This is a genomic window from Pseudomonas sp. LBUM1649 (genome assembly GCF_059716155.1).
Genome location: NZ_CP166807.1, coordinates 2,788,554 through 2,811,008, shown reverse-complemented (window position 1 = coordinate 2,811,008; position 22,455 = coordinate 2,788,554). Strand labels below are relative to the sequence as shown.

Annotated in this window: 21 protein-coding genes and 4 pseudogenes; 20 read left to right on the top strand and 5 right to left on the bottom strand. The window is 61.2% G+C overall.

Translation table 11 applies throughout. The features are described from left to right. Positions 1–7 precede the first annotated feature (7 nt). From ACA058_RS13165 to ACA058_RS13155, 3 genes are all read left to right on the top strand, one after another. Positions 8–889 (top strand): ABC transporter permease subunit, encoded by an 882-nt coding sequence (locus ACA058_RS13165; protein WP_497639925.1) that lies wholly within the window; start codon positions 8–10, stop codon positions 887–889. Then, positions 886–1,770, top strand: coding sequence for an ABC transporter permease subunit (locus tag ACA058_RS13160; protein ID WP_338586316.1), 885 nt, complete (start codon positions 886–888; stop codon positions 1,768–1,770). The genes ACA058_RS13165 and ACA058_RS13160 overlap by 4 nt, the downstream gene beginning before the upstream one ends. A 254-nt stretch (positions 1,771–2,024) precedes the next feature. Continuing rightward, positions 2,025–3,122, top strand: coding sequence for a polyamine ABC transporter substrate-binding protein (locus ACA058_RS13155; protein WP_497639465.1), 1,098 nt, complete (start codon positions 2,025–2,027; stop codon positions 3,120–3,122). Between the two features lie 249 nt (positions 3,123–3,371). Here ACA058_RS13155 and thpR read toward each other — a convergent pair whose 3' ends face one another. Beyond that, entirely contained in the window at positions 3,372–3,911 is a 540-nt protein-coding gene (gene thpR / locus ACA058_RS13150; protein ID WP_497639464.1) for an RNA 2',3'-cyclic phosphodiesterase, read from the bottom strand. 60 nt (positions 3,912–3,971) lie between these two features. Between thpR and ACA058_RS13145 the strand changes: the two genes are divergently transcribed. Then, positions 3,972–4,166 (top strand): hypothetical protein, encoded by a 195-nt coding sequence (locus ACA058_RS13145; protein ID WP_497639463.1) that lies wholly within the window; start codon positions 3,972–3,974, stop codon positions 4,164–4,166. Between the two features lie 15 nt (positions 4,167–4,181). On the opposite strand, the gene ACA058_RS13140 is transcribed toward ACA058_RS13145, so the two are convergent. Together ACA058_RS13140 and ACA058_RS13135 are read right to left on the bottom strand one after the other, a co-directional pair. After that, positions 4,182–4,535, bottom strand: coding sequence for a DUF1428 domain-containing protein (locus tag ACA058_RS13140; protein ID WP_497639462.1), 354 nt, complete (start codon positions 4,533–4,535; stop codon positions 4,182–4,184). A 16-nt stretch (positions 4,536–4,551) separates the two neighbouring features. Beyond that, the gene (locus ACA058_RS13135) at positions 4,552–5,616 is read right to left on the bottom strand and encodes a hypothetical protein (protein ID WP_497639461.1); all 1,065 of its coding nucleotides are present in this window, start codon (positions 5,614–5,616) and stop codon (positions 4,552–4,554) included. Positions 5,617–6,050: 434 nt separating this feature from the next. On the opposite strand from ACA058_RS13135, the gene ACA058_RS13130 reads away from it, so the two are divergent. Then, the gene (locus ACA058_RS13130) at positions 6,051–6,308 is read left to right on the top strand and encodes a hypothetical protein (protein WP_497639460.1); all 258 of its coding nucleotides are present in this window, start codon (positions 6,051–6,053) and stop codon (positions 6,306–6,308) included. 8 nt (positions 6,309–6,316) lie between these two features. Here ACA058_RS13130 and ACA058_RS13125 read toward each other — a convergent pair whose 3' ends face one another. Next, positions 6,317–7,207 carry a LysR family transcriptional regulator gene (locus tag ACA058_RS13125; RefSeq protein ID WP_497639459.1) on the bottom strand — a complete coding sequence of 297 codons (891 nt, stop codon included), beginning with the start codon at positions 7,205–7,207 and terminating at the stop codon, positions 6,317–6,319. Positions 7,208–7,301: 94 nt separating this feature from the next. On the opposite strand from ACA058_RS13125, the pseudogene ACA058_RS13120 reads away from it, so the two are divergent. Continuing rightward, positions 7,302–8,309, top strand: a pseudogene (locus ACA058_RS13120) (MFS transporter); the annotation flags it as partial. A gap of 6 nt (positions 8,310–8,315) precedes the next feature. Here the strand turns inward: ACA058_RS13120 and ACA058_RS13115 are convergent. Then, positions 8,316–8,765 carry a cupin domain-containing protein gene (locus ACA058_RS13115; RefSeq protein WP_497639458.1) on the bottom strand — a complete coding sequence of 150 codons (450 nt, stop codon included), beginning with the start codon at positions 8,763–8,765 and terminating at the stop codon, positions 8,316–8,318. Between the two features lie 605 nt (positions 8,766–9,370). Between ACA058_RS13115 and ACA058_RS13110 the strand changes: the two are divergent. From ACA058_RS13110 to ACA058_RS13045, 14 genes and pseudogenes are all read left to right on the top strand, one after another. Continuing rightward, positions 9,371–9,505, top strand: a pseudogene (locus ACA058_RS13110) (alcohol dehydrogenase); the annotation flags it as partial. A gap of 53 nt (positions 9,506–9,558) precedes the next feature. Continuing rightward, positions 9,559–9,858 (top strand): annotated as a pseudogene (locus ACA058_RS13105) (LysR substrate-binding domain-containing protein); the annotation flags it as partial. Positions 9,859–9,977: 119 nt separating this feature from the next. Continuing rightward, positions 9,978–10,829 carry a putative selenate ABC transporter substrate-binding protein gene (locus tag ACA058_RS13100; protein ID WP_497639457.1) on the top strand — a complete coding sequence of 284 codons (852 nt, stop codon included), beginning with the start codon at positions 9,978–9,980 and terminating at the stop codon, positions 10,827–10,829. Continuing rightward, positions 10,826–11,623: a phosphonate ABC transporter ATP-binding protein gene (locus ACA058_RS13095; protein WP_497639456.1), complete on the top strand. Its 798-nt coding sequence runs from the start codon at positions 10,826–10,828 to the stop codon at positions 11,621–11,623. The genes ACA058_RS13100 and ACA058_RS13095 overlap by 4 nt, the downstream gene beginning before the upstream one ends. Beyond that, the gene (locus ACA058_RS13090) at positions 11,617–12,444 is read left to right on the top strand and encodes a PhnE/PtxC family ABC transporter permease (protein WP_497639455.1); all 828 of its coding nucleotides are present in this window, start codon (positions 11,617–11,619) and stop codon (positions 12,442–12,444) included. Before ACA058_RS13095 ends, ACA058_RS13090 begins: the two co-directional genes overlap by 7 nt. Continuing rightward, positions 12,441–13,208, top strand: a complete 768-nt coding sequence (gene phnE, locus ACA058_RS13085; protein WP_497639454.1) for a phosphonate ABC transporter, permease protein PhnE — start codon at positions 12,441–12,443, stop codon at positions 13,206–13,208. The genes ACA058_RS13090 and phnE overlap by 4 nt, the downstream gene beginning before the upstream one ends. Positions 13,209–13,361: 153 nt before the next feature. Beyond that, a complete protein-coding gene (locus tag ACA058_RS13080) occupies positions 13,362–13,781 on the top strand; it encodes an organic hydroperoxide resistance protein (RefSeq protein WP_497639453.1) in 420 nt (139 codons plus the stop codon). 643 nt (positions 13,782–14,424) lie between these two features. Continuing rightward, positions 14,425–15,555, top strand: coding sequence for a PAS domain-containing protein (locus ACA058_RS13075; RefSeq protein WP_497639452.1), 1,131 nt, complete (start codon positions 14,425–14,427; stop codon positions 15,553–15,555). Next, positions 15,552–16,988 (top strand): sigma-54 interaction domain-containing protein, encoded by a 1,437-nt coding sequence (locus tag ACA058_RS13070; protein WP_497639451.1) that lies wholly within the window; start codon positions 15,552–15,554, stop codon positions 16,986–16,988. The genes ACA058_RS13075 and ACA058_RS13070 overlap by 4 nt, the downstream gene beginning before the upstream one ends. 621 nt (positions 16,989–17,609) lie before the next feature. After that, positions 17,610–17,696, top strand: a pseudogene (locus tag ACA058_RS13065) (outer membrane lipoprotein carrier protein LolA); the annotation flags it as partial. Positions 17,697–17,995: 299 nt separating this feature from the next. Continuing rightward, positions 17,996–18,598 (top strand): dimethylamine monooxygenase subunit DmmA family protein, encoded by a 603-nt coding sequence (locus tag ACA058_RS13060; protein ID WP_497639450.1) that lies wholly within the window; start codon positions 17,996–17,998, stop codon positions 18,596–18,598. Beyond that, on the top strand, positions 18,595–19,563 hold the full coding sequence (locus ACA058_RS13055; RefSeq protein ID WP_497639449.1) for a PDR/VanB family oxidoreductase: 969 nt from the start codon (positions 18,595–18,597) through the stop codon (positions 19,561–19,563). The genes ACA058_RS13060 and ACA058_RS13055 overlap by 4 nt, the downstream gene beginning before the upstream one ends. An 18-nt stretch (positions 19,564–19,581) precedes the next feature. Beyond that, complete coding sequence (locus ACA058_RS13050; RefSeq protein ID WP_497639448.1) at positions 19,582–20,622, top strand: heme-dependent oxidative N-demethylase family protein; 1,041 nt, start codon at positions 19,582–19,584, stop codon at positions 20,620–20,622. A gap of 181 nt (positions 20,623–20,803) precedes the next feature. Then, complete coding sequence (locus ACA058_RS13045) at positions 20,804–22,339, top strand: APC family permease (RefSeq protein WP_497639447.1); 1,536 nt, start codon at positions 20,804–20,806, stop codon at positions 22,337–22,339. Positions 22,340–22,455 lie beyond the last annotated feature (116 nt).

Genomic DNA, 22,455 nt, shown 5'->3' with positions numbered 1-22,455 from the left:
GCGCCTGGTGCCCAGCGGACGAAAGCTCGTCATCGGCATCCCGTTCCTTTGGCTGTGCCTGTTCTTCATGCTGCCATTCTTCCTGGTGATGAAGATCAGCTTCTCGGAGGCGGCCCTGGCCATTCCGCCCTACTCGGAGATCTATACCTACGCCGAGCAGAAATTCAATCTGCTGCTCAACATCGGCAACTACACGCTGCTGGGCGAAGATGAGCTGTACCTCTCGGCGTACCTCGGTTCGTTGAAGGTCGCGTTGCTCAGCACGCTGATGTGCCTGGTGATCGGTTTTCCGATGGCCTACGCCATCACCAAGACCCGCAGGGAAGCGCAAAACGTCCTGCTGCTGTTGATCATGATGCCGACCTGGACCGCGATCCTGATCCGTGTTTACGCGTGGATGGGCATCCTCAGCAACAACGGTCTGCTCAACGGTTTCCTGATGTGGACCGGGCTGACCGATCACCCGATCGAGATCCTCAATACCAACACCGCCGTCTATATAGGGGTCGTTTACGCTTACTTGCCGTTCATGATCCTGCCGCTGTACGCCAACCTGGTCAAACACGATCAGAGCCTGCTGGAAGCGGCATCGGACCTGGGTTCGAGCACCTTCAACAGCTTCTGGAAAATCACCGTGCCGCTGGCCAAGAACGGCATCATCGCCGGCTGCATGCTGGTGTTCATTCCGGTGGTTGGCGAGTTCGTGATTCCGGAACTGCTGGGCGGTCCTGAGACCCTGATGATCGGCCGTGTGCTGTGGCAGGAGTTCTTCAACAACCGCGACTGGCCGGTGGCGTCTGCCCTGGCGGTGGTGATGCTGTTGATTCTGATTGTGCCGATTCTGCTGTTTAACCGCAGTCAAGCCAAAGAGATGGAGGCACGGGGATGAAACGCTTCGGATTTTCAAAGTTCATGTTGATTTTCGGCTTGTCGTTTATCTACCTGCCGATGCTGATTCTGGTGATCTACTCGTTCAACGCCTCGAAGCTGGTGACGGTGTGGGGTGGCTGGTCGTTCAAGTGGTACGCCGGCCTGCTCGACAACTCGCAACTGATGGGCTCGGTGGTGCGCTCTCTTGAGATCGCCTGCTACACCGCGATTGCCGCGGTGGCACTGGGGACCCTGGCTGCATTCGTGCTGACGCGCGTCACCCGCTTCAAGGGCCGCACCCTGTTCGGTGGCTTGGTGACCGCACCGCTGGTGATGCCGGAAGTGATCACCGGTCTGTCGCTTTTGCTGCTGTTCGTGGCCATGGCGCAGTTGATCGGCTGGCCGATGGAGCGTGGCATCGTCACGATCTGGATCGCCCACACCACGTTTTGTGCCGCCTACGTGGCGGTGGTAGTCTCCGCCCGCCTTCGCGAGCTGGACCTGTCCATCGAAGAAGCGGCCATGGACCTGGGTGCTAAGCCGTTCAAGGTGTTTTTCCTGATCACCATCCCGATGATCGCGCCGTCACTGGCGGCCGGCGGCATGATGTCGTTCGCCCTGTCGCTGGATGACCTGGTACTGGCGAGCTTCGTCTCGGGCCCGGGTTCCACCACCCTGCCGATGGAAGTGTTCTCGGCGGTGCGCCTGGGCGTGAAGCCCGAGATCAACGCTGTGGCCAGCCTGATCCTGTTGGCCGTGTCGATCGTGACCTTCATGGTCTGGTACTTCAGCCGCCGTGCCGAAGCCAGCCGTAAACGGGCGATCCAGGAAGCGATGGACCAGACTGCAAGCGAATCGTGGCAACAACCGAAAAAGCAAATGGTAGAAGCGACGGCCTAGTGCCTTGCTGCCTTTGTGGAGATGGAATTTAACTGTGGCGAGGGGATTTTTGTGGCGAGGGGATTCATCCCCGTTCGGCTGCGAAGCAGTCGTAAACCTGTGAACTGGGTGTACCTGATACACCTCGGTTGCAGGCCAGGGGGCAGCTTCGCAGCCCAGCGGGGATAAATCCCCTCGCCACAAAAATCCCCTCGCCACAGATTTTGTGTTCACTGCTTTGCGTAATTTGAATAAAAAAGAATGGAGTTGTACCGATGAAAATGTTTGGCAGGACTCTGCTGACACTGTCCTTATTGGGCGCGATCGCCTCGGGCGCCCAGGCCAATGACAAGGTTCTGCGCGTCTACAACTGGTCGGATTACATTGCGCCAGATACCGTCAAAAAGTTCGAAGACGAGACCGGCATCCGCGTGACCTACGATGTGTTCGACAGCAACGAAACCCTTGAAGCCCGTTTGCTGGCGGGCAAATCCGGCTACGACATCGTCGTGCCGTCCAACAGCTTCCTGGCCAAGCAGATAAAGGCTGGCGTCTATCAGGAACTGGACAAGTCGAAGCTGCCGAACTGGCAAAACCTCAATCCGGTGTTGCTGAAAAACGCCTCCGCCAGCGACCCGGATAACGCCCACGCCTTCCCGTACATGTGGGGCTCGATCGGCATCGGCTTCAACCCGCAGAAGGTCAAGGAAGTGCTCGGCGCCAACGCCCCGACCAATTCCTGGGATCTGCTGTTCAAACCGGAAAATGCTGAAAAACTCAAAGCCTGCGGCATCAGTTTCCTCGATTCGCCAACCGAGATGATCCCGGCGGCCCTGCACTACCTGGGGTACCCGGTGAACGATCAGGACAAGGCGCACATCGCCGAGGCCGAAGCACTGTTCATGAAAATCCGCCCGTCGGTGGCGTATTTCCATTCGTCGAAGTACATCTCGGACCTGGCCAACGGCAACATCTGCGTGGCCGTCGGTTACTCCGGCGACGTGCTGCAGGCCAAGGCCCGCGCCGAGGAAGCCGGGAACAAGGTGAAGATCGACTACAGCATCCCCAAAGAAGGCGCCGGCAGTTTCTACGACATGGTCGCCATCCCGCGTGATGCCACCAACGTCGAAAACGCCTACCTGTTCATGAACTTCCTGATGCGTGCGGACATCATCGCCGAGATCACCAACAACATCGGCTACAGCAACGCCAACGCGGCCGCGACGCCGCTGGTGGATGAGGCGATTCGCAACGATCCGGGCTCGTACCCGTCGCAAGACGTGATGGCGACCTTGTATGCCATCCCGGACATGCCGATTGGCGTGCAGCGGGTGATGACCCGGGGCTGGACCAAGGTGAAGTTGGGAAACTAGTTCGCTTTGGAAAAATGCTGCATCTGATGCCGCCATCGTCGGAACGCCGCCCGGAGCAAGCTCGCTCCCACAGGGGGACCGCATTCCATTGTGGGAGCGAGCTTGCTCGCGATGGGGCAAGCACATCCGACAGAGATGCCTGCTTTCCCGATTTACTTTCATGCAGCGCCTTACCACCGCTGCATCCCTCACCTGGCTCCTCGGTTAAGGTGAAGTTTGGCGCCCTCGGGCGCCTTTTTTTGTGTTGGATCAAGCGCCGCCCAACGGCCACTCGGCCAGCGCCCGGTAGCGGCCCTTGTGCGATTCGAACAACGTGAAGCGCTCGGCTCGCAGGAAAAACTCGGGTGGCGTGGCGGACTCCGGAACCGGCGCCCGATAGTCACGCGCCAAGGTCAAATGCGGGCGAAATTCCCGTGGTGCATCCGCAAGGACAAAGGGCAACAAGGCCTGCTCCAGGTCATACACCAGCCGCAACAACTCAGGCGATGCCTGCTCGGGCGCCAGCACCAGTACCCCTGCCCTGCGCCACACGTCCAGGCGATCAAGCTCCACGGTCAGGCGTTCGCCCGACGTGCGCACAGACGCGGCAGCCGTGCAGATGTCGGCAATCTGCGCGATCCCGACCGAACCCAAAAACTTCAAGGTCAGATGAAAATTCTCGACCGGCACCGGACGCCCGCTGCGCAATTGCAAGGCGCTGCGCCATTGGGCGATGGCCTTGCGTTGTGCCGGTGCGCAATCCAGCGCAAAAAACAGCCGTTTGAATGGTTCGCGGGATTCGTCGCTCATTCGTGGCACCTCCTGACATCCAAGTTATAGTTCATGCAAGCAATTCAACTGGAGGGGGCCATGCGAGAAATCATCAGCAAAGAGCCATGGTGGGCCGTGCCACCGAAACCCGGTCAAGATGAGTTCGAGCTCGAATGGGGGTGGCTGGTTCACTACAACGAAGGTGAGCCGCGCTTCGAGTTCGTCAAGGAACGGCCGACAGACCGCGAGATTCGTAATCGCAAGAGTTGCAGGATCACCCCGGTTTCCGAGTGATCCTGCGGCAGGTACTCAGGCTTTGACGATCATTTGAAATCCGCCGAAGATCATGCGCTGGCCATCGAACGGCATCGGATTGACGTCCGGCTGCATCCTTGGATCGACCATCATTTTTTCCATTCCGGCATCGCATGTAGCCTTGTCCGGCCAGATGATCCAGCCAAACACCACGGTTTCGTCGTCCTTGCGTTTCACCGCCATGGGAAACGAGGTGACTTTGCCGTCGGGCACATCCTCGCCCCAACATTCGACGATACTGAGTGCACCGTTCTCCTTGAAAATGCTGACGGCGATTTCAGCGTGCGCCTTGAATTGTTCGCGGTTGGCGGTAGGGACTGCTGCTGCAAAGGCATTGACATAGGACATGAGCATTCTCCTGGGTTCACGGGTTGATCTGCTGGTTAGTCGACTGGCTCGGCCGCCATTCGACATGCCCGGCATCCAGACCGACCGGCGGTTCAGCGCTGCTGGCCAGACTGCCTTCGATCTGCCCCGCCATGTACAGGGTCCCGGCCATCACACCGGTCGTCGGGTTCTGCACCAGTTTGGTCCATGCCTTATCGAAGGTGTTGCCCAGGCTGCTGCGAATCAGCGCTTCGCTGTCCGGCCGGTCGTTGGCCTGGATGATCGCCCGCACGCCCGCAACCCCGACGGAGATCAACGCACCGGCCAGCTTCCCCGCTGCCGCTGCTACCGCACTGGCCGCCCCGCGCGGGGCCATCTCGGCTTCAATCCGTTGACTGGCACGCTTGGCCACTGGCGCCATGGCGGTGTCGGTCGAACCAACGCCCTTGTCGCCACCCGCCTTGTGGACCTTGTCAACCAGCGCGGCGTACGCCGGCAACGTGGTCAGCTGCTCGGTGTGTACGACCTGGTAAAGCGAGGCGTCCCTGGCAGAGGGTGGCCCGAGGGCAATCGCGGGAATTTTCCGAATGCGCCCATTGAGTTGAGCCATCGGCACGCCATGGCGTTGGGAAATCTTCTGCAGTTCTTCCTTGAGAATGTCCAGGTAGAACGCCGCTGCCAGGGTGAGGATCGCATCCGGATCAACCTCAAGCGCCGCCGGGGCCAGCACTTTTTCCTGGTACTTCTCCAGCAGATAAGCCGCCAGGCGCTTTGCCGAGGCATCTTGCTCGCCTTTGGAACTACTGATGGAGTACCAACTGACTTTCATCGACAGCCATTCCTGGGTCCAATAACTGCTGAACCAGGGAATGAAGTTTTCTTCGGTCAGCTGATAGACCCGCGTGCGCCAGTAATCCATGGCTCCGCGCGCGTAGATTTTTGCCTGTTCGGTGGCCGATTGCGAGGCATCGATAATCTCCCGGTCCACTTGTTGCCAGGTGCTCGGGGAAATCATTATCTGCGGCACTTCCACCGGCGCAGGCGGGGCCGTGACGCATCCCGCCAACACCAGCAGCACGACGATCAGCGAACGCAGGTTCAAGATCGCGGTTTCCTAAAGTGTGAGCCGAACGGGATGTTCGGCGCTCGAAGCACCTGGTTTGAGTATAGGTGGCGGCTGTTGCCCGCTCAGAACTGATAGTGCTCTTGAGGCCGCCATCGCGAGCAAGCTCGCTCCCACTTATATCGGGTTGGAACACCATTCTTGTGAACACCCATAACCCCTGTGGGAGCCAGCCTGCTGGCATGAGGCCATCAAGAACACCCTCGCCATCCGACCATCACTCGCATCGATATTCACCATCGTCACGAATGCCTTCCGCCCAGCGACCGACAGCGTAGGATCAATTCCAACCCAACACCAAACCCTGTAGCGGAGGGTCAAACCATGCTGATCCATCTCCTGACCTGCCTGGCCCTGACGGCCTTCACGTTGAGCGTGTTCGGCTGGTTCGTCCTCTGCGAGGAGCGCACGTCATGATCAACAAAGTCACCCTGGCCGTGAGCTTCCCGGTGTTCGGCAACAACTACTATTCGCAGCAATTCGAGTCTCGTAAAGTATTGACCCTGGTGTTCGACGAAAAATTCGAAGCGCTGCTGATTCCGGCAGCCGGTCATCACTTTAATAACGAAGTGGTCGGGCTCAACGATCAGTTCCGCTTTCTCAACGATGTGCTGGCCGAGCATTTGCTGGCGACTGAGTTCACCGCTACCACCCGTCGCAATCACTTCTGAGCAGAGGCTTATTGCGCACAAACTTCCCGAAGGCAACCACGCAGCCAGCGATGCACCGGGTCGGCATCCAGCCGCGGATGCCAAAGCATGGCCACGGTAAATTCAGGCAGTGACAATGGCAGCACAAAGCTGTGCATACCAGACCGCAGATTGGCGGTATGCCGCTGCGGCACACAGGCAATCAGATCGCTCGATCGGGCAAGCGCCAGTGCGGTCGAGAAGCCGGCGACCATGGTCACGATGTGCCGCTGCAGACCGAGCAACTCCAGGGCTTCGTCGATTGGCCCCTTCTCCAGTCCCCGCCGTGACACGCTGATGTGACTGTGCGCGGCAAATCGCGCGGGCGACATCTCACCGTCGCACAGCGGATGCCCCGCGCGCACCACGCCGATGAAGCGATCGCGGAACAACCCTTGGGTAGGCAGTTCCGGGCTCGCGGCCTTGCCCACCACCCCCGTTTCCAGATCGACCATGCCGTCGCGCAGTGCCGTGCTGTCCTTGTCGGGCTTGTGCACGAAGCGCAGGCGTATGCCCGGCGCTTGTTCGGCGACGCGGGAGATCAGCGCGGCGCCGAAGTTTTCGACAAAGCCTTCGCTGATGCGCACGGTGAATGTGCGCAACACGCGCATGAGGTCGGGTTGCTCGGCCGGGCGCAGCACTGTTTCAGCCTCCAGCACAAGCTGACCAACCCGCTCCCGTAACTCCAGCGCGCTCGGCGTAGGCACCAGGCCGCGGCTGGCCCTGACCAGCAGCGGATCGCCGGTGGTTTCGCGCAATCGCGCCAGCGCCCTGCTCATCGCCGATGGACTGAGGCGCAGGCGTTTGGCGGCGCGGGCGACACTGCCTTCTGTCAGCAGCGCATCAAGGGTGATCAGCAGGTTGAGATCGGGTATGGACATGCGTGGCCCCAGGGTCGAATGACATGGCGTTGCATGCACGTATTAACTGCAATACGTGCGCCTTCCGCCATGTTAGGCCCGAGGGTAAATTTGGGTCGCCAAGGGCAAGACCGGCGGCGCCATGGGTCTGCTGGGAACAATTTCGGCCATTGGCACCGCGATGGGCCCGGCGCTCGGGGGTGTGCTCATCGGCGGATTCCGTTGGCGCTCGATTTTCCTCATCTGCGTGCCCCTGGGCCTGTTGACATGGCTGCTCGCGCAACGCTACCTGCCCGAGGATCGCCCGGCGCAGACCGGGCGTACGGGTATCGATCCGCTGGGCACGCTATTACTGGCCCTGAGCCTCGCCGCCTATGCCCTGGCCATGACACTTGGACGCGGTCACTTCGACCTGCCGAATATCGCCCTGCTGCTGGTGGCCTGCCTGGGACTCGGGTTGTTCGTCAGGGTTGAAGCGCGAGTCGCGGCACCGCTGGTGCGCCTCGCCCTGTTCCGCGATGCCCGACTCAGTGGCAGCCTTGCCATGAGCCTGCTGGTGACGACAGTGATGATGGCGACGCTGGTGGTCGGGCCGTTCTACCTGTCGCAGACGCTGCGGTTGACGGCTGTCGAGATCGGGCTGGTGCTGTCGGTCGGTCCGTTGGTCGCCGCACTGACCGGAGTGCCCGCCGGGCGCATCGTCGACCGTTGCGGTGTCCCTGGCATGACCCTCGCCGGGCTCCTGGGCATGGCGTTCGGCTGCTTCATGTTGTCGGTCGTGCCCGAAACGTTCGGCGTCGGCGGCTACATCGCGCCCATGGTCGTCGTCACCCTGGGGTATGCGGTGTTCCAGACCGCCAACAACACCGCCGTCATGCTCGACGTACCGCCCGATCAACGCGGTGTAGTGTCCGGCCTGCTCAACCTGTCGCGCAATCTGGGGCTGGTTACCGGGGCTTCGGCGTTGGGCGCCGTGTTCGCCCTGGCCTTAAAGGCGGTCGACATCGGCACCGTGCATCCGCAGGCCATTGCCAGCGGCATGCGCACCACCTTTCTCGTCGCGCTGGGGCTGATCGTCGTCGCCTGCCTGATCGCGTGGCGCAGGCAGGCTGACGCTCGGTAGAGGCGCTTACTGCTCCAGTATCACCAGCGGGGTGTCTTTCTTGACGATGTAGGTCGCCAGTTCCGACGCCTTACCCTGGCCGACGTTCTTGGCCACGTGGGCGGTACCGGCCGGAATGTACAGGGAGTCTCCGGCCTTGAGCGTAACGCTCGGTTGCCCTTCGAGTTGATATTCGAAGGTGCCGTCGATGACGTAGGCAACTTCTACCCCGGGGTGTGAGTGTTTCGGCGACACCACGCCCGGATCGAAATCAACGCGCACCTGGATGACTTCGCGCCCGGCGACGTCAAGGTCGCGGCGCACCAGGTCCGTACGCTTGAGACCGGCCTGCCAGTTTTTTGCCGGCGGCTGGCCAGCCTCCTCGGCTTGGGCAAGGCCGGTGAAAGCACCGAGTGTCGCAGTGACGAGGGCAACGCCGAGCAGGCCTGCCGCGTAGCGGTTGTGGGTTCGGGACATGTTGATTCTCCAATGTGTGCAAGGTAAAAGCCGTTGTGCGGCTGTTGCATTTCGCGCTTGCCGTGTATCGCCTGCGTGTCCAGCCACCCCGGTTTTTGTATGTGAACGTAGCGTTGCGAACGGTGGATACGTTGCGATACACCGTCATGCCTTGCGCGCAGTGCTGACCAACCCGTCCAGCCAATCGATCTGACACCCCACATCCAATACGCATTTTTGAGCTGCTTGCCAGCTATGGCGGCCTGATAGCCGACCTGGATTTTGTTGACCGCGTACATATCCATTCCTGCGGTAACGGCCACCTATGGTTTCGCTCATACAGCGAGTCACTTGGAAGAGCCTGTAGGAGCGAGCTTGCTCGCGAAGGACGACAACGATAACGTGCGCTGTCTGAGTGACCACGTTGTCCGGACGTTTTTCGCGAGCAAGCTCGCTCCACAGGGCCCGCCGCGATGGGCCATCCTTGGCCCAGCGCGGCTAAACCGGCATCCATGCCGGTTTACCCACTCCGCAGAACCTCCACTCGGCCTCTCGAGGGGCAAGAAAATCAAAAGCCAAAGCGAGGCGGCCTACCGGCCGGCCTGATCTCAGGTGAGCGCGATCCCATGCTCGAGTTCTGCGCCCGCCATCAGATCCTGCCGCAGGTCGAGATATTTCCCATGAGCCAGGTCAATGAGGCCATCGATCACCTGCGCAGTGGCAAGGCGCGTTACCGCGTCGTGCTCGATGCCAGTAAATGACGCAAGGCGCGTCGGGGCATCCCGATGCGCCTTATCTGAAGTCATTGAGCGGCGGCTGTCGGGAAATGGACTGGAGTCACTGGGCGGTGGAAGCCGGCATTGATGTCGGCCAGTAGGATCAGGGGATGAACTTCTCCGATCCCGGCCTCTTGCTGGATGCCGCTTGCGCGGGGCTCGGCATTGCGCTGGTCAGCCAGTTACTGAGCCGGCAAGCCTGCGCCAACGGCTTGTTGCAACCGCTGGTGGAACAAACCATCCGCGGGCCGAATTGGGCCCTGCTGACCCATCGTGACAGTGAGAACAGTGCACGAAGCTTCAGCGATTGGTTGATGCGCCATCTGCAACAGTATTAGCCAATGGCACAGTAACCCTTACAATCACCGCACTTCGTCTACCCTCAAAAGGCGCCTGGCCGCTACCCATGCGTGCCAGGCACCTGGAAATACTTGCGCTAATGAACCGGAGAACTTTCATGCTCAAACGCACCCTGGCATTGGCTGTCGGCTTGACCCTGTCGCTTTCCACCCTGCTGGCGCAGGCTGCCGACACCTTGAAGGTCAGCGCCATTCCGGATGAAGCCCCCACCGAACTGCTCCGCAAGTTCCAGCCCCTGGGCACTTACCTGGAACAGCAATTAGGCATGAAGGTCGAGTTCGTGCCTGTCAGCGATTACCCGGCCGTGGTCGAGGCGCTGGCCACCGACCGGATCGACATGGCCTGGCTGGGTGGTTTCACCTTCGTCCAGGCACGCCTGAAAACCGGTAATGCCATTCCGTTGGTGCAGCGCGAACAGGATGCCCAGTTCACCAGCAAGTTCATCACCGCTGACCCGAACGTCAAATCCCTCGCCGACCTCAAGGGCAAGACCTTCGCCTTCGGGTCGGTGTCCTCGACGTCTGGCAGCTTGATGCCGCGCTATTTCATGCTCCAGGACGGCATCAAGCCGGAAACCTTTTTCAGCCGCGTAGGCTACTCCGGTGCCCATGACGCCACCGTTGCCTGGGTCCAGGCGGGCAAGGTCGACGCCGGTGTCCTGAACGCCAGCGTCTGGGAAAAACTGGTCAAGGCCGGCAAGGTCGACACCAGCAAGGTCAAGGTATTTGCCACCACGCCGGCCTACTACGACTACAACTGGACCGTGCGCGGCACCCTCGACCCGGCGTTGGCGGCGAAGATCAAGGCCGCCTTCCTGGCGCTCGATCCAGCGAACCCTGAGCAGAAAGCGATCCTGGATTTGCAGGCCGCCAGCCGCTTCATCGAGACCAAGCCTGAGAACTACAAAGGTATCGAGGATGCCGCACGCGCCGCCGACCTGCTCAAATGACCTTGCACCTGACCCGGGTCAGCCTCACCCACGCCAACGGCGTACAGGCGCTGCGCAGCCTGGACTTGCACATCGAAGCTGGTGAACAGGTCGCCATCATCGGCCCGTCCGGCGCGGGCAAGTCGAGCCTGCTCAACATCCTCGCCACCGGCCTGCGCCCTGGCAACGGCGAGTTGCAGGTGCTGGGTGAACACCCCTGGCACCTGTCGGCCCGCCAGCGCCAACGCCTGCGCGCGCGCATCGGCCTGGTGCATCAAGCGCCGCCGCTGCCACCGCGCCAGCGGGTGATCACCGCGGTGCTGGCGGGAAAAATCGGTCAATGGGGGTTGGGCAAGAGCCTGTTGAACCTGGTGCATCCGCTGGATGTTCCGGGGGCTCGCGCGGCATTGGCCAGGCTGGACCTGCACGATAAGCTCTTCGCCCAGTGCCAGCAATTGTCCGGCGGTCAACTGCAACGCGTGGGCATTGCCCGGGTGCTGTACCAGGCACCCGAGGTTTTGCTGGCCGATGAACCGGTATCGGCGATGGACCCGGTGCTGGCCGGCCATACGCTCAAGGTCCTCTGCCAGCATGCGCGGGAGCACGCCGTCACCCTGGTCGCCAGCCTGCACGCAGTGGAACTGGCGCTGGCGCACTTCTCGCGGATCATCGGCTTGCGCGACGGCCAGATCCTCTTCGACCTGCCGGCCAGCGCCGTCGACCGCGAGCGGCTCGACACGCTCTACGCGAACGAGCAGTTGCAGCCCTCGCCAGCCCCGGTTCCCCCTTTGAGCGTGCAGATTCCCCGATGCTGAGCCGTGACACCCGCGACCCCGCCACCCGGCCACGCCTGCTGCTGAGCCTGCTGGCGATTGCCCTGTTGTGGCCGGGCATGCGCTTCAGCGAACTGGACCTGAGTGTGTTGCTGGCCAGTGACAGCCAGAGCGAGATGGGCCGCTTTGTCGCGACCTTCTGGCCGCCCGCCCATGGCACAGAATTCCTCCAGCTATTGTGGCAGGCGACCTTGCAGACCCTGGCCATCGCCACGGCCGGCATGGCCCTGGCACTGCTGCTGGCGATCCCCGCCAGCCTGCTGGCCAGCCGCGCGCTGTCGCTGTCGGCAGCGTCCCGCGCCGGTCGTCCGAGCCATTGGGGGCAACTGTTGCGCTGGCCGGTGCGCGGCGTGCTGATTTTCCTGCGCAGCGTGCCGGAAATCGTCTGGGCCCTGCTGTTCGTGCGCGCCGTCGGCCTCGGTCCGACTGCCGGGGTCCTGGCCATCGCCATTACCTACAGCGGCATGCTGGGCAAGGTCTACGCGGAAATTTTCGAGTCGGTCGACCAGCGCCCCGCCCACGCGCTGCTGCAAGCCGGCAGTGGCCGGCTCGCGGCGTTCTGCTACGGGATTTTGCCCAATGTCGCGGCGGAACTGTTGTCGTACACGGTGTACCGGTGGGAATGCGCGATTCGAGCTTCGGTGGTGATGGGCTTCGTCGGGGCCGGTGGCCTGGGCCAGCAAATCGACCTGTCGATGCGCATGTTCGCCGGCGGTGAAGTGGCCAGCCTGTTGCTGACCTTCCTCTTCCTGGTGCTGCTCGCCGATCAACTGAGCCGGCTGATGCGCTGGAGGCTGGCATGAAGCGCCTGGTCAACCTGCTACTGGTGCTGTGCATCGGCGCCGCGGTGTTTGCTTCGTTCCGCTACCTGGGCATCGACCTCGGTGAACTGGGCGCCAGCGGCAACCTGAAACAGATGGCCGCTTACGTGCAGCGTTTTCTCAGCCCGGACCTGAGCACCGGGCATTTGCAGGCCATTGCTCGCGGCGCGCTTGAAACCATTGCCATGTCGGCACTGGGCACGCTGTTGGCGACGGTGTTCGGCTTGCTGCTGGCGCTGCCGGCGGCCGGTCGATTCGGCTGGCCAATGCAAGGTTTGTCGCGCCTGATGCTCAATGCCTTGCGCGCGATTCCGGAGCTGGTGTGGGCCGTGCTTATGGTCCTGGCCGCCGGGCTCGGCCCCAATGCCGGCACCTTGGCCTTGGCGCTGCACACCACCGGTGTGCTCGGCCGGCTGTTTGCCGAAGCACTGGAAAACACCCCGCCCGAACCTGCCAATGCGATGCGCCTGCAGGGGGGTAACGCCATAGAGGCGTTCTGCTATGGCACCCTGCCCAATCTGTTCCCGCAGTTGCTGGCCTACATCCTGTACCGCTGGGAGAACAACATCCGCATGGCCAGCGTGCTTGGCTTCGTCGGTGCCGGTGGTCTGGGGCAAATGCTTTACTTCAGTCTCAGCCTGTTCCAGGAGGCCCAGGCCAGTACGGTCATTCTCGCGATGCTGGTGTTGGTGTTTGCCGTCGACACGCTGAGCAGCTGGAGTCGCCAGCGTTGGGTGAAGGCATGACAATTTGTATCAATGTGTATTGATCGCTGGCGGACGTACACAGCGATACACAACCGTCGGTTCAGGACACATTCGCCTGACATGGAGATGAAACAGTGGGCGGGTCGCACTTCAGCCAGGGCTGAAGCACCCCAACCACAGCAGGAGCCTTGCATGATCAATCAAATCGAAACCGTCCTTTACACCGGCAAGACCGTCGCGACCGGCGGCCGTCAAGGTGAGTCGCGAAGTGACGATGGCCGCCTGGATATCAAGCTGTCCCCGCCCGGTTCTTCCGGTAGCGGCACCAATCCGGAACAGCTGCTGGGTGCGGGCTGGTCGGCTTGCTTCATCGGTGCCATGGGCAAGGCAGCCGCTGCGTTGAAAGTGAGCTTGCCGGCTGACGTGAGCGTTGCCACCGAAGTGGATCTGGGCAATACCGGCAACGCCTACTTCCTTCAGGCGCGCCTGAATGTCAGCCTGCCGGGTCTGGACCCTGTCCTGGCCAGGACGCTGGTGGACGCTGCCCATCAGACCTGCCCGTACTCCAAGGCAACCCGTGGCAACATCGACGTCACGATCAACCTGGTGTAACGCCGTTATTGAACATTTGGTAAATCAGACAGACAAACAAATGCCCCGAAGGTCGGGGCATTTGATCTTGGCTAGCTGCATCGATACAGCTGCACAAGTAGGCTTCAAGAGCCAAGTAGGTGGCCAGCGCTGGTCTCTGGCTTACGAGGTTTATCAGGACTCTCACAGAAACAGCTATAGACGCTGCCCTGCTTCACACGGCTTAAGGGCTGGATCTCAGCGCGGAGATCTTTCTAACCGTGTACCCTTCGGAGCGCGCCCCACGCGTCCTCGCTATCCGCTTGCGCATCAGTCTGCGTTTTCACCTACAACTTCAGATTAGCAAAACACTCAGGGTGTGGGTCGGTATTTTTAGATCGATTTCGTCCTGTGAAAAGCAGCGCAGTTCGGAAAAATAATATTGCCTATTACCCGCATCCGGTCATTCATCGGATTGACGAAATCTGTTGATCCAACCCCATTACTCTCGACATTGCGCTGTGAATTTGCACATTTTGCTGCATTGACGCAGCACTTGATCATCGTGACCGCGTTCTTGCCCCCTGTTCAATGGCTTTTGAGTTGGCATGCGATATGCCCTTACCAGACTGCCCTGGCATTTTGTGTGCCCAGGTCCCATTAGCCGAATCGAGCCGATCCACCGATGGATATCCTGAATTTGCTGGTAAATAAAGCCCAGCCCCTGACCAGTACCGTCGCCGCCGACGGACAACTGCTCGGCCTGTCCTTGAGCCTGAGCGATCAATTGGGCTATGCATCTGAAGAGCTGCTCAATCAACCGATAGAACGGGTATTGAGTGTCGAGTCGCTGCGCACGGTGCAGGCACTGTTTGCCAACCCGCCCGCCGATGAACTGATCCACAGCCTGGAACTGACCCTGATTCGCCGCAACGGCGGCCTGCTGCACGTGATTGCCAGCGGTTTGCTGCAATGGCGCGACGTGCAGCCGGCACGCCTGCACCTGTTGATGATTGCGCTGGGTACGCTGGGGCACCGGCTGCGGGAAATGCACAACGCCAATGAGGTGATGAACCAGATGCTGCAAAGCGCCAAGGTCGCCTACTGGTGCATCGAGTTCGCCGAGGCGGTGGACATCAACCATTCCCCGGATGAAATCGTCCGCCAGGTGTTCGAAAACGACTCCCATTGGCGCCTGTGCAACCGTGCCATGGCCGAGGTCTACGAGATGCCGTCGGATGTCGACTTCAACCAGCAACCGGTGCGCCTGTACTGGCCGCGCAGCCCGGCCAACGAAGAATTCGTGCGGCGCCTGATCGAGGCCGGATTTCATGTCGATGGTGCACTGTCGGTGGATCGCCGCCACGATGGCTCGCCTGCCTACGTGGAAAACGACGTCAGGGCCACCATCGTCAATGGCCAGCTGTTGCGCATGTGGGGCAGCATTCGTGACGTCAGCCAGGAGCTGCGCATGCAGCACGATGCCGAGCAGCGCATCGATGCCTTGCGTCGGGTCTTCGATGCCGTGCCTGACGCGGTGCTGGTGATCGATGAACACCTGCAACCGCAATGGCGCAACGCAGCCTTCGAGGACACCTTCGGTATCACCCATGGCGCCGGTATCGCCCGTTTGCTGCTGGACCATGCCTTGCCCGAACGCACCTGGCACAGCCTGCCCCTGCCGGACCTGAGCGGGCGCGATTTGAACTTCAATGTGCATTGCTCGCGCATCCTGATTCGCGAAGGCGTGGCCTGGCGCGTGGCGGTGTTTCGTGAAAGCCAGGGCGTTCGCCGCCCCCAAGAGTTGCACCCATGAAAGATACCAACCTGCCGCCCACGTTGCAGATGGGCATGCGCTCCTCGGTCAATGTCAGCAGTGAAGTACTGGGCGCGCTGCTGGAAACGCCCGCCTTGCATGCCTTGCTCGACAGCTTCAGCGAAGCGCTGATCGTCACTGACGGCGAAGGCCGGCTGCGCTTTATCAACCTGGCCGCCGAACGCGTCAACCGGCTGTCAAAACAGCAAGCCGTGGGGCTGTCCGAGAGTGATTTTTTCCAGCGTTCGGCGTTGAACTACGACGACTTCCTGGCAGCGCTGAACCGCGGTGGCAACAGTGCGTTGACCCGCTCCCGGGAAGGCCGGGTGCTGCTCAGCAGTACTCACGCGATCCCCACCGGCGCCTACGAAAAACCGTTCAGGATGCTCACCCAGAAAGACTTCGACGCCAGCCAGCCACAGCGTCGGGCATCGCTCAACACCCGGCCGCTGGAGCCGCAAGGCCTGCGCGATCCCCAGGACAACGCCCTGCACCTGTCACCGCAGCTGTCGAGCATCGCCGACACCGGCGTGCGGGCTTTCCGTCGGCGCGCGCGCCTGTTGCTGCTGGGAGAGCCGGGGGTCGGGAAGACCGCCATCGCCCGGCACATTCATCGCGCGGCCGGTTGGGGGGATCGTCCGTTCATCCACGTCAATTGCGGGAGCATCCCGGAGAGCCTGTTCGAGTCCGAGATGTTCGGCTACGAGCGCGGTGCCTTTACCGGCGCGCTGGCGGGCGGCAAGCAAGGCTATATCGAAGCGGCGTCGGGTGGCACGTTGTTCCTCGACGAGATCGGTGAGATCCCGCTGCACGTACAGGCCAAGCTGCTGAAATTTCTCGAAGACAGCACCATCCAGTCGGTCGGCTCGCCCCTGAGCAAATCCGTGCAGGTACAGGTCATTGCCGCCACCAACAAAGACTTGCGGCATCTGGTGGATATGGGTGAGTTTCGCGCCGACCTTTATTATCGTCTCGCCGTGCTGCCGGTGGAAATTCCGCCGCTGCGCCAGCACAGGGATGACTTGCCGTTTCTCATCGACATCCTGCTGAGCCGCATCAATGGCGATCGTGTACCGTCCCTGAGCCTGTCCGCCGGGTGTCGCAAGCGCCTGATGAGCTATGACTTCCCGGGCAACATTCGCGAGCTGGTGAACATTTTCGAACGCTTGGCGGTGCTTGCTGACGATGAGGCGCAGGAGCATCATCTGCCGGCCGAACTGCTTGCGCCGGTGCGTTCCCAGGAACAGTCAGCCCCCTTGGTCGTGCAGGATGAAACGCCGGAAGACCCGCAGCAAAACCTCAAGCTTCAGGTTCAGCATTTTGAACGGCAGGTGATCTTGCGCGCGGTGCATCTGTGTGGAAGCAAGCGCAAGGCTGCGCAGCATTTGGGGATTGATATAGGAACGCTGATTCGCAAGCTGCAACGCGACTGACTTGAGGGAGTGGTCGGCGTACATATCCATTCCTGCGGTAACGGCCACTTATGGTTTCGCCCTTACGGCGAGTCCCTTTTTCAAACGCCTGTACGCCAAAAAGGAACCAAAAGGCTTTGCCCCACCACTCGGTGCCTCGCTGTGGCTCGGCATGCCCGCACTCCGGCATTGCTCCGTGGGTCGCCGCGCAATGCCTGCGTTCGGCCATCGTGGTTTAACGGGGCGCCCAGATCTAAAGCCAAATCGAGGCGGCCTGACAGCCGACCTGGTTATGGATTCGTGCGCTTTGATCGTTCCCACGCTCCGCGTGGGAATGCATCCTGTGACGCTCCGCGTCACCGTTGCGCACGGCTCACGTCATGCGTCGTCAGCGGAACGCGGAGCGTCCCTGGCGGCATTCCCACGCAGAGCGTGGGAACGATCACAACGCGCACAGACCTGCAATCAGGTCGGCTGTAAGGCCGCCTCGCTTTGGCTGTTGCTGTTGCTTTGGCTTTTGATTTTCTTGCCATATCGAGAGGCTTCGTTCCGGTTCTGCGCAGTGGGCAAACCGGCATGGATGCCGGTTTAGCCGCGCTGGGCCAAGGATGGCCCATCGCGGCGGGCCCTGTAGGAGCGAGCATGCTCGCGATGGTCGTCAACGATGACGCTGGGCACCTGACACCCCACGGTGCTCTCAGGTTCATCGCGAGCAGGCTCGCTCCTACAGGGCTCTTCCAAGTGACTCGCTAATGAAGAGCGAAACCATAGGTGGCCATTACCGCAGCAATGGATATGTACGCCGCAGCTTATCCAGAGCCCCCCAAAAAAAACGCTGCAAAAACGCCTACAACCGTTGTTATTTCTGCTTACACTTTCCCACCCGAAAAATACTTACCCCTTTAAAATCAACACCTTAAATATTTGGCACGACCTGTGCTCCTGCTATCTGCAACCCACCATCATTGGGCTTTGCATCTGTGCCGACATTTCACCCGTCGAGCCGATAGCCAGGAGGAATAATAAGAATGTTGATCACCGGGATCAAAAGTCGGCCGGTTTACGACCGGTTGCAACCCCTGCCGGGAGGTATCCGGCACATCATTGCCGGGCAAGGCAGTGGCGGTCGCGCCATGTTGCGTTTGCTGGACGAGATGGCCGGGCTGGACCGGCCGGTCACCTTGCTGTACTCCCAGGAGTCATTTTCCGGCCAGGACTTCCTTGCCCAATTGCAGCAGCACCCAGGCCACCAATTGCGTGTGTACGCCAGCAACCAGGCATTGATCGACGCCCTCGATGACCTGCTCGGCGACGCAAGAATGGGTACCCGCCTCTACCTCGCCGGGTCCGAAAGCTTCCTCGGCAGCGCCATGCAAGTGGCCACCCGTTTCGATCTCAATCGCGACGAAGTGCTTCGCGAGCACTCCGGCACGCTGGTGCGCCGGGTCTGGTGCGTGCACTGCGACACCTACACCGAGAACGTGATCCAACGCCTCTACGACTGCCCCGGTTGCAGCCTGACGCTGGTGGTGCGCGACCACTATTCCCGGCGCCTGGCGGCATTCCAGGCGGTCAAGGCCGATGCCGAAGTCCCGGGCGAATTGCCCCCAGCCGAGGAGCTCGATACATGAGCCAGAACAATGGGACTTTGAATCTGCGGGTGGCCCGCATCGAATCGGTGACCCCGCAAATCAAGCGCTTCACCCTGGTATCGCCGAGCGGCGCGCACCTGCCAGCGTTCTCCGGAGGCAGCCACGTGGTGGTGCTCATCGCCAATCCGAACAATACGCTGCGCAACCCCTACTCGCTGCTGAGTTCGCCCTATGACACCAGCAGCTATCAGATCGCCGTGCGCCGGGTGGAAAGCGGCCGCGGTGGTTCGATCGCGCTGCACGACAGTGTCCGTGAAGGCGACCTGATCGAAGTTACGCCACCGGTCAATCTGTTTCCGCTGATCAAACAGGCACGCCTGCACCTGTTCATTGCCGGAGGCGTCGGTATCACCCCGGTGATCTCCCAGCTGGAGGAGTTGCGCCTGAGCAAGGTGCCCTTCGAACTGCATTACGCGGTTCGCGGCGATGAACACGCACAGCTCGGCAAAGAGTTGCAGGACACCTACGGCAAGCAGGTCCACCTGTATCGCAAAGGCATCGAAGCACGCATGGACATCGGGCAGATTCTCGCCGATCGCCCGCTGGGCAGTCACGTTTATGCCTGCGGCCCGGACAGCATGATCGACGCCACCCTGGCGTGTGCCCGCGAGCTGGGCTGGACCGACAGTCACGTGCACTTCGAGCGGTTCCTCGAGCAAAGCAGCGGCGGCGAAGCCTTCAGTTTCACCCTCGGTCGCAGTGGCGCAACCATTGAGGTCTCGCCTGACCAGACCATGCTTGAAGCGGTGGAGGCAGCGGGCTACAGCATGCCTTACCTGTGTCGTGGCGGCGCCTGTGGCCATTGCGAAACCGAGGTCCTGGAACTCGACGGCGAACTGCTGCACAGCGATGACTGGCTGTCGGACGAAGACAAGACCAGCCGCAAGAAAATCATGCCCTGCGTATCCCGCGCCAAATGCAATCGCCTGGTCATCGACCTCTGATCGACGGAAGACATAACAATGAATATCAAATTCAATCCCGACGAAACCTACCGCGACGACTACACCTTCGCCAACAGCCCAGAGACCATCGCCCGCGCGCCCTTCCCGTTCCCCGATGACGACTACATGTACTCGATGAACCTCGAGCCTCATGTTTCGGTCGGCGACGGCGCCTTCCGGGCGGCGTTCGATATCGACGAGCACTACATCAGCGAATGCCGGGACCGCGCCATTACCCTGGAGAAAGACCCGGGCATGCATTACGTTTCGGCGCCGCACATGATGGAGGCGCAGTGGGACCTGCTGGAGCTGATCATGGAGTCCTACGCCCGCGACTACCCACAGTACTTCACACTGTCCCGTGAAGGCCGCCAATGGCACTGGATCAACCGCCTGCTGGACATCGACGATCACTTCACCTTCGGCGACCCCGCGACCCTGCCGTATGAGCCGATGGAATACGTGACCCGCCAGGCCCAGGGCGACTGGGTATTGCAGGAAGAACGCGACGGTACGCTGTATTGGGGTGCCGGGATCGCCACCCAGCGCGCCGACTACTCGCTGCGCTTCAACCTCGGCATGAGCTGGGAGGAATTCCACGGTCCGGTGCCGCTGGTGAAGGAAATCGGCATGCTCGACCGCGCCCTGAAATTCCTTCTGCGCCTGCGCACCGGCCACCCGGTGCGTCGCCTGAACTGGTCGCTGACGGTCAACCCGCGCCTAGAGGTGTCGGCCGAAAGCCTGCCCGAATGGGCACCGGACCGGACCATCGTGACGGCCGAAAACGCCGGCAAACTGGTGTACCTGCGTATCGAGCTGCAACCGCTGCACCGCCTGCCGCGCAGCAACGCCATTGTCTTTCCGATCCGCACTTACCTGCTCAGCCTCGAAGACATCGCCACCAACCCGGCATGGGCGCGGCGCATGCATCGGGTGCTGCATGACTTGAATCAGCAACTGGTCGATTACAAGGGTTTCAGCAGGTATCGCGATGCGGCCGTTGAGTGGCTGTCGCAGTACGACGATGGGCGCGATAGCGAAACCAAGAAACAAGCCTGACCTCGGGCCTGCTGTTGCTGTAGGAGCAAGGCTTGCCCGCGATGGCGCCCTCGAGATCGCTATCGCGGGCAAGCCATGCTCCTACAAGTCCGGGGTGTTCAAAACAACAAGCCCGAAACGGGCATTAGCGGGCCAACCCGCCAGCACCGCAATCCACTGCCATTGATAATGAGGAAATAACATGAGTGGCTCATCCAACACGCGTGCAAGCAGCGCCGATCAGGACGCGGAACAACTGCGCGCCCTCGGCTACAGCTCGGATTTCAATCGCAGCATGAGCCTGTGGGAGAATTTTTCCCTGGGCTTTACCTACCTGTCGCCGGTCGTCGGGGTCTATACCCTGTTCGGCTTGTGCCTGGCCGCCGGCGGCCCGCCGATGTTCTGGTCCTACCTGCTGATCGGTGCAGGGCAAATGCTGGTTTGCCTGATTTTTGGCGAAGTGGTGTCGCAGTTCCCGATTTCCGGGGGTGTCTATCCCTGGGCCCGTCGTCTGGTGGGCAAGCGCTGGGCGTGGATGGTTGGCTGGGTCTATGCCTGGGCGTTATGCGCCACCATCGCCGGGGTCGCGGTGGGTGCCGGGCCGTACCTGGCGATCATGCTGGGCTTCAATCCCGGCCCGGAGGCCAACATCTGTATTGCCCTGGCGATCATCCTGCTATCCACCGCGCTGAATCTGGTGGGCACCAAGTTGCTGGCGCGGGTGGCGATGTTCGGTTTTCTCTGCGAGCTGGTCGGCGCGATCCTGGTCGGTGGCTACCTGCTGGTCTTCGAACGTCATCAACCGATCAGCGTGCTGTTCGACACCTTCAACCTTGAGGTGAATGGCTCGTACCTGCCGGCCTTCCTCGCTGCATCCCTGGCTGGCCTGTTCCAGTACTACGGCTTCGAGGCCTGCGGCGATGTCGCGGAAGAAACCCCGAACCCGGGCAAGCGCATTCCCAAAGCCATGCGCATGACCATCTACATCGGCGGCGCGGCAGCGATGTTCGCGTGCCTGGCGTTGATTCTCTCGGTGCCGGACATGGCCAAAGTGCTGGCCGGTGAAGACACCGATCCAGTCGCCACGATCCTGGCCAATGCCTTCGGCCCGGTCGGTTCGCGCCTGGTCATGGCGGTGGTCATGGTGTCGTTCATCTCCTGTGTGCTGAGCTTGCAAGCAGCGGCCAGCCGCCTGTTGTTCGCCTATGCCCGGGACGAGATGATCGTCGGCAGTTCGCTGTTCAAACGCCTGTCGGCCAACCATGTGCCGTCGTTCGCGCTGCTGGTCAGCGGCCTGGTGCCGGCGGCGATTGTCTGCCTGGGGATTTTCATGGCCGATGCCGTGGCCACTATCGTCGGTTTCGCGGCGATTGGCATTTACGTCGCCTTCCAGTTGATCGTGGTCGCCGCGCTGATCGCCCGCGCCAAGGGCTGGCGCCCGAACGGTCAATTCACCCTCGGGGCCTGGGGTCTGTGGGTGAACCTCGCCGCACTGATCTATGGCGTGTGCGCCATCGTCAACATGGTCTGGCCGCGCTCGCCGGATGCAGCCTGGTACATCAATTATTCGATGATCCTGACCACGCTGGTGGTGATGGGTGCGGGCCTGGTCTACATGCTGCTGGGCAAGCCCTACGACAAAGGCACGGCGCCGGCGGGGGATGCTTGGAAGTTTTCAAAGCCATTGGCAAAACCTGCTGATCTTTCCGGAGCTTCAGTAAACAGATCAGCGATCTGACAACGATTACCCCCTGTAGGAGCGAGCATGCTCGCGATGGTCGTCAACGATGACGCTGGGCACCTGACACCCATCGGTGCTCTCAGGTTCATCGCGAGCATGCTCGCTCCTACAGG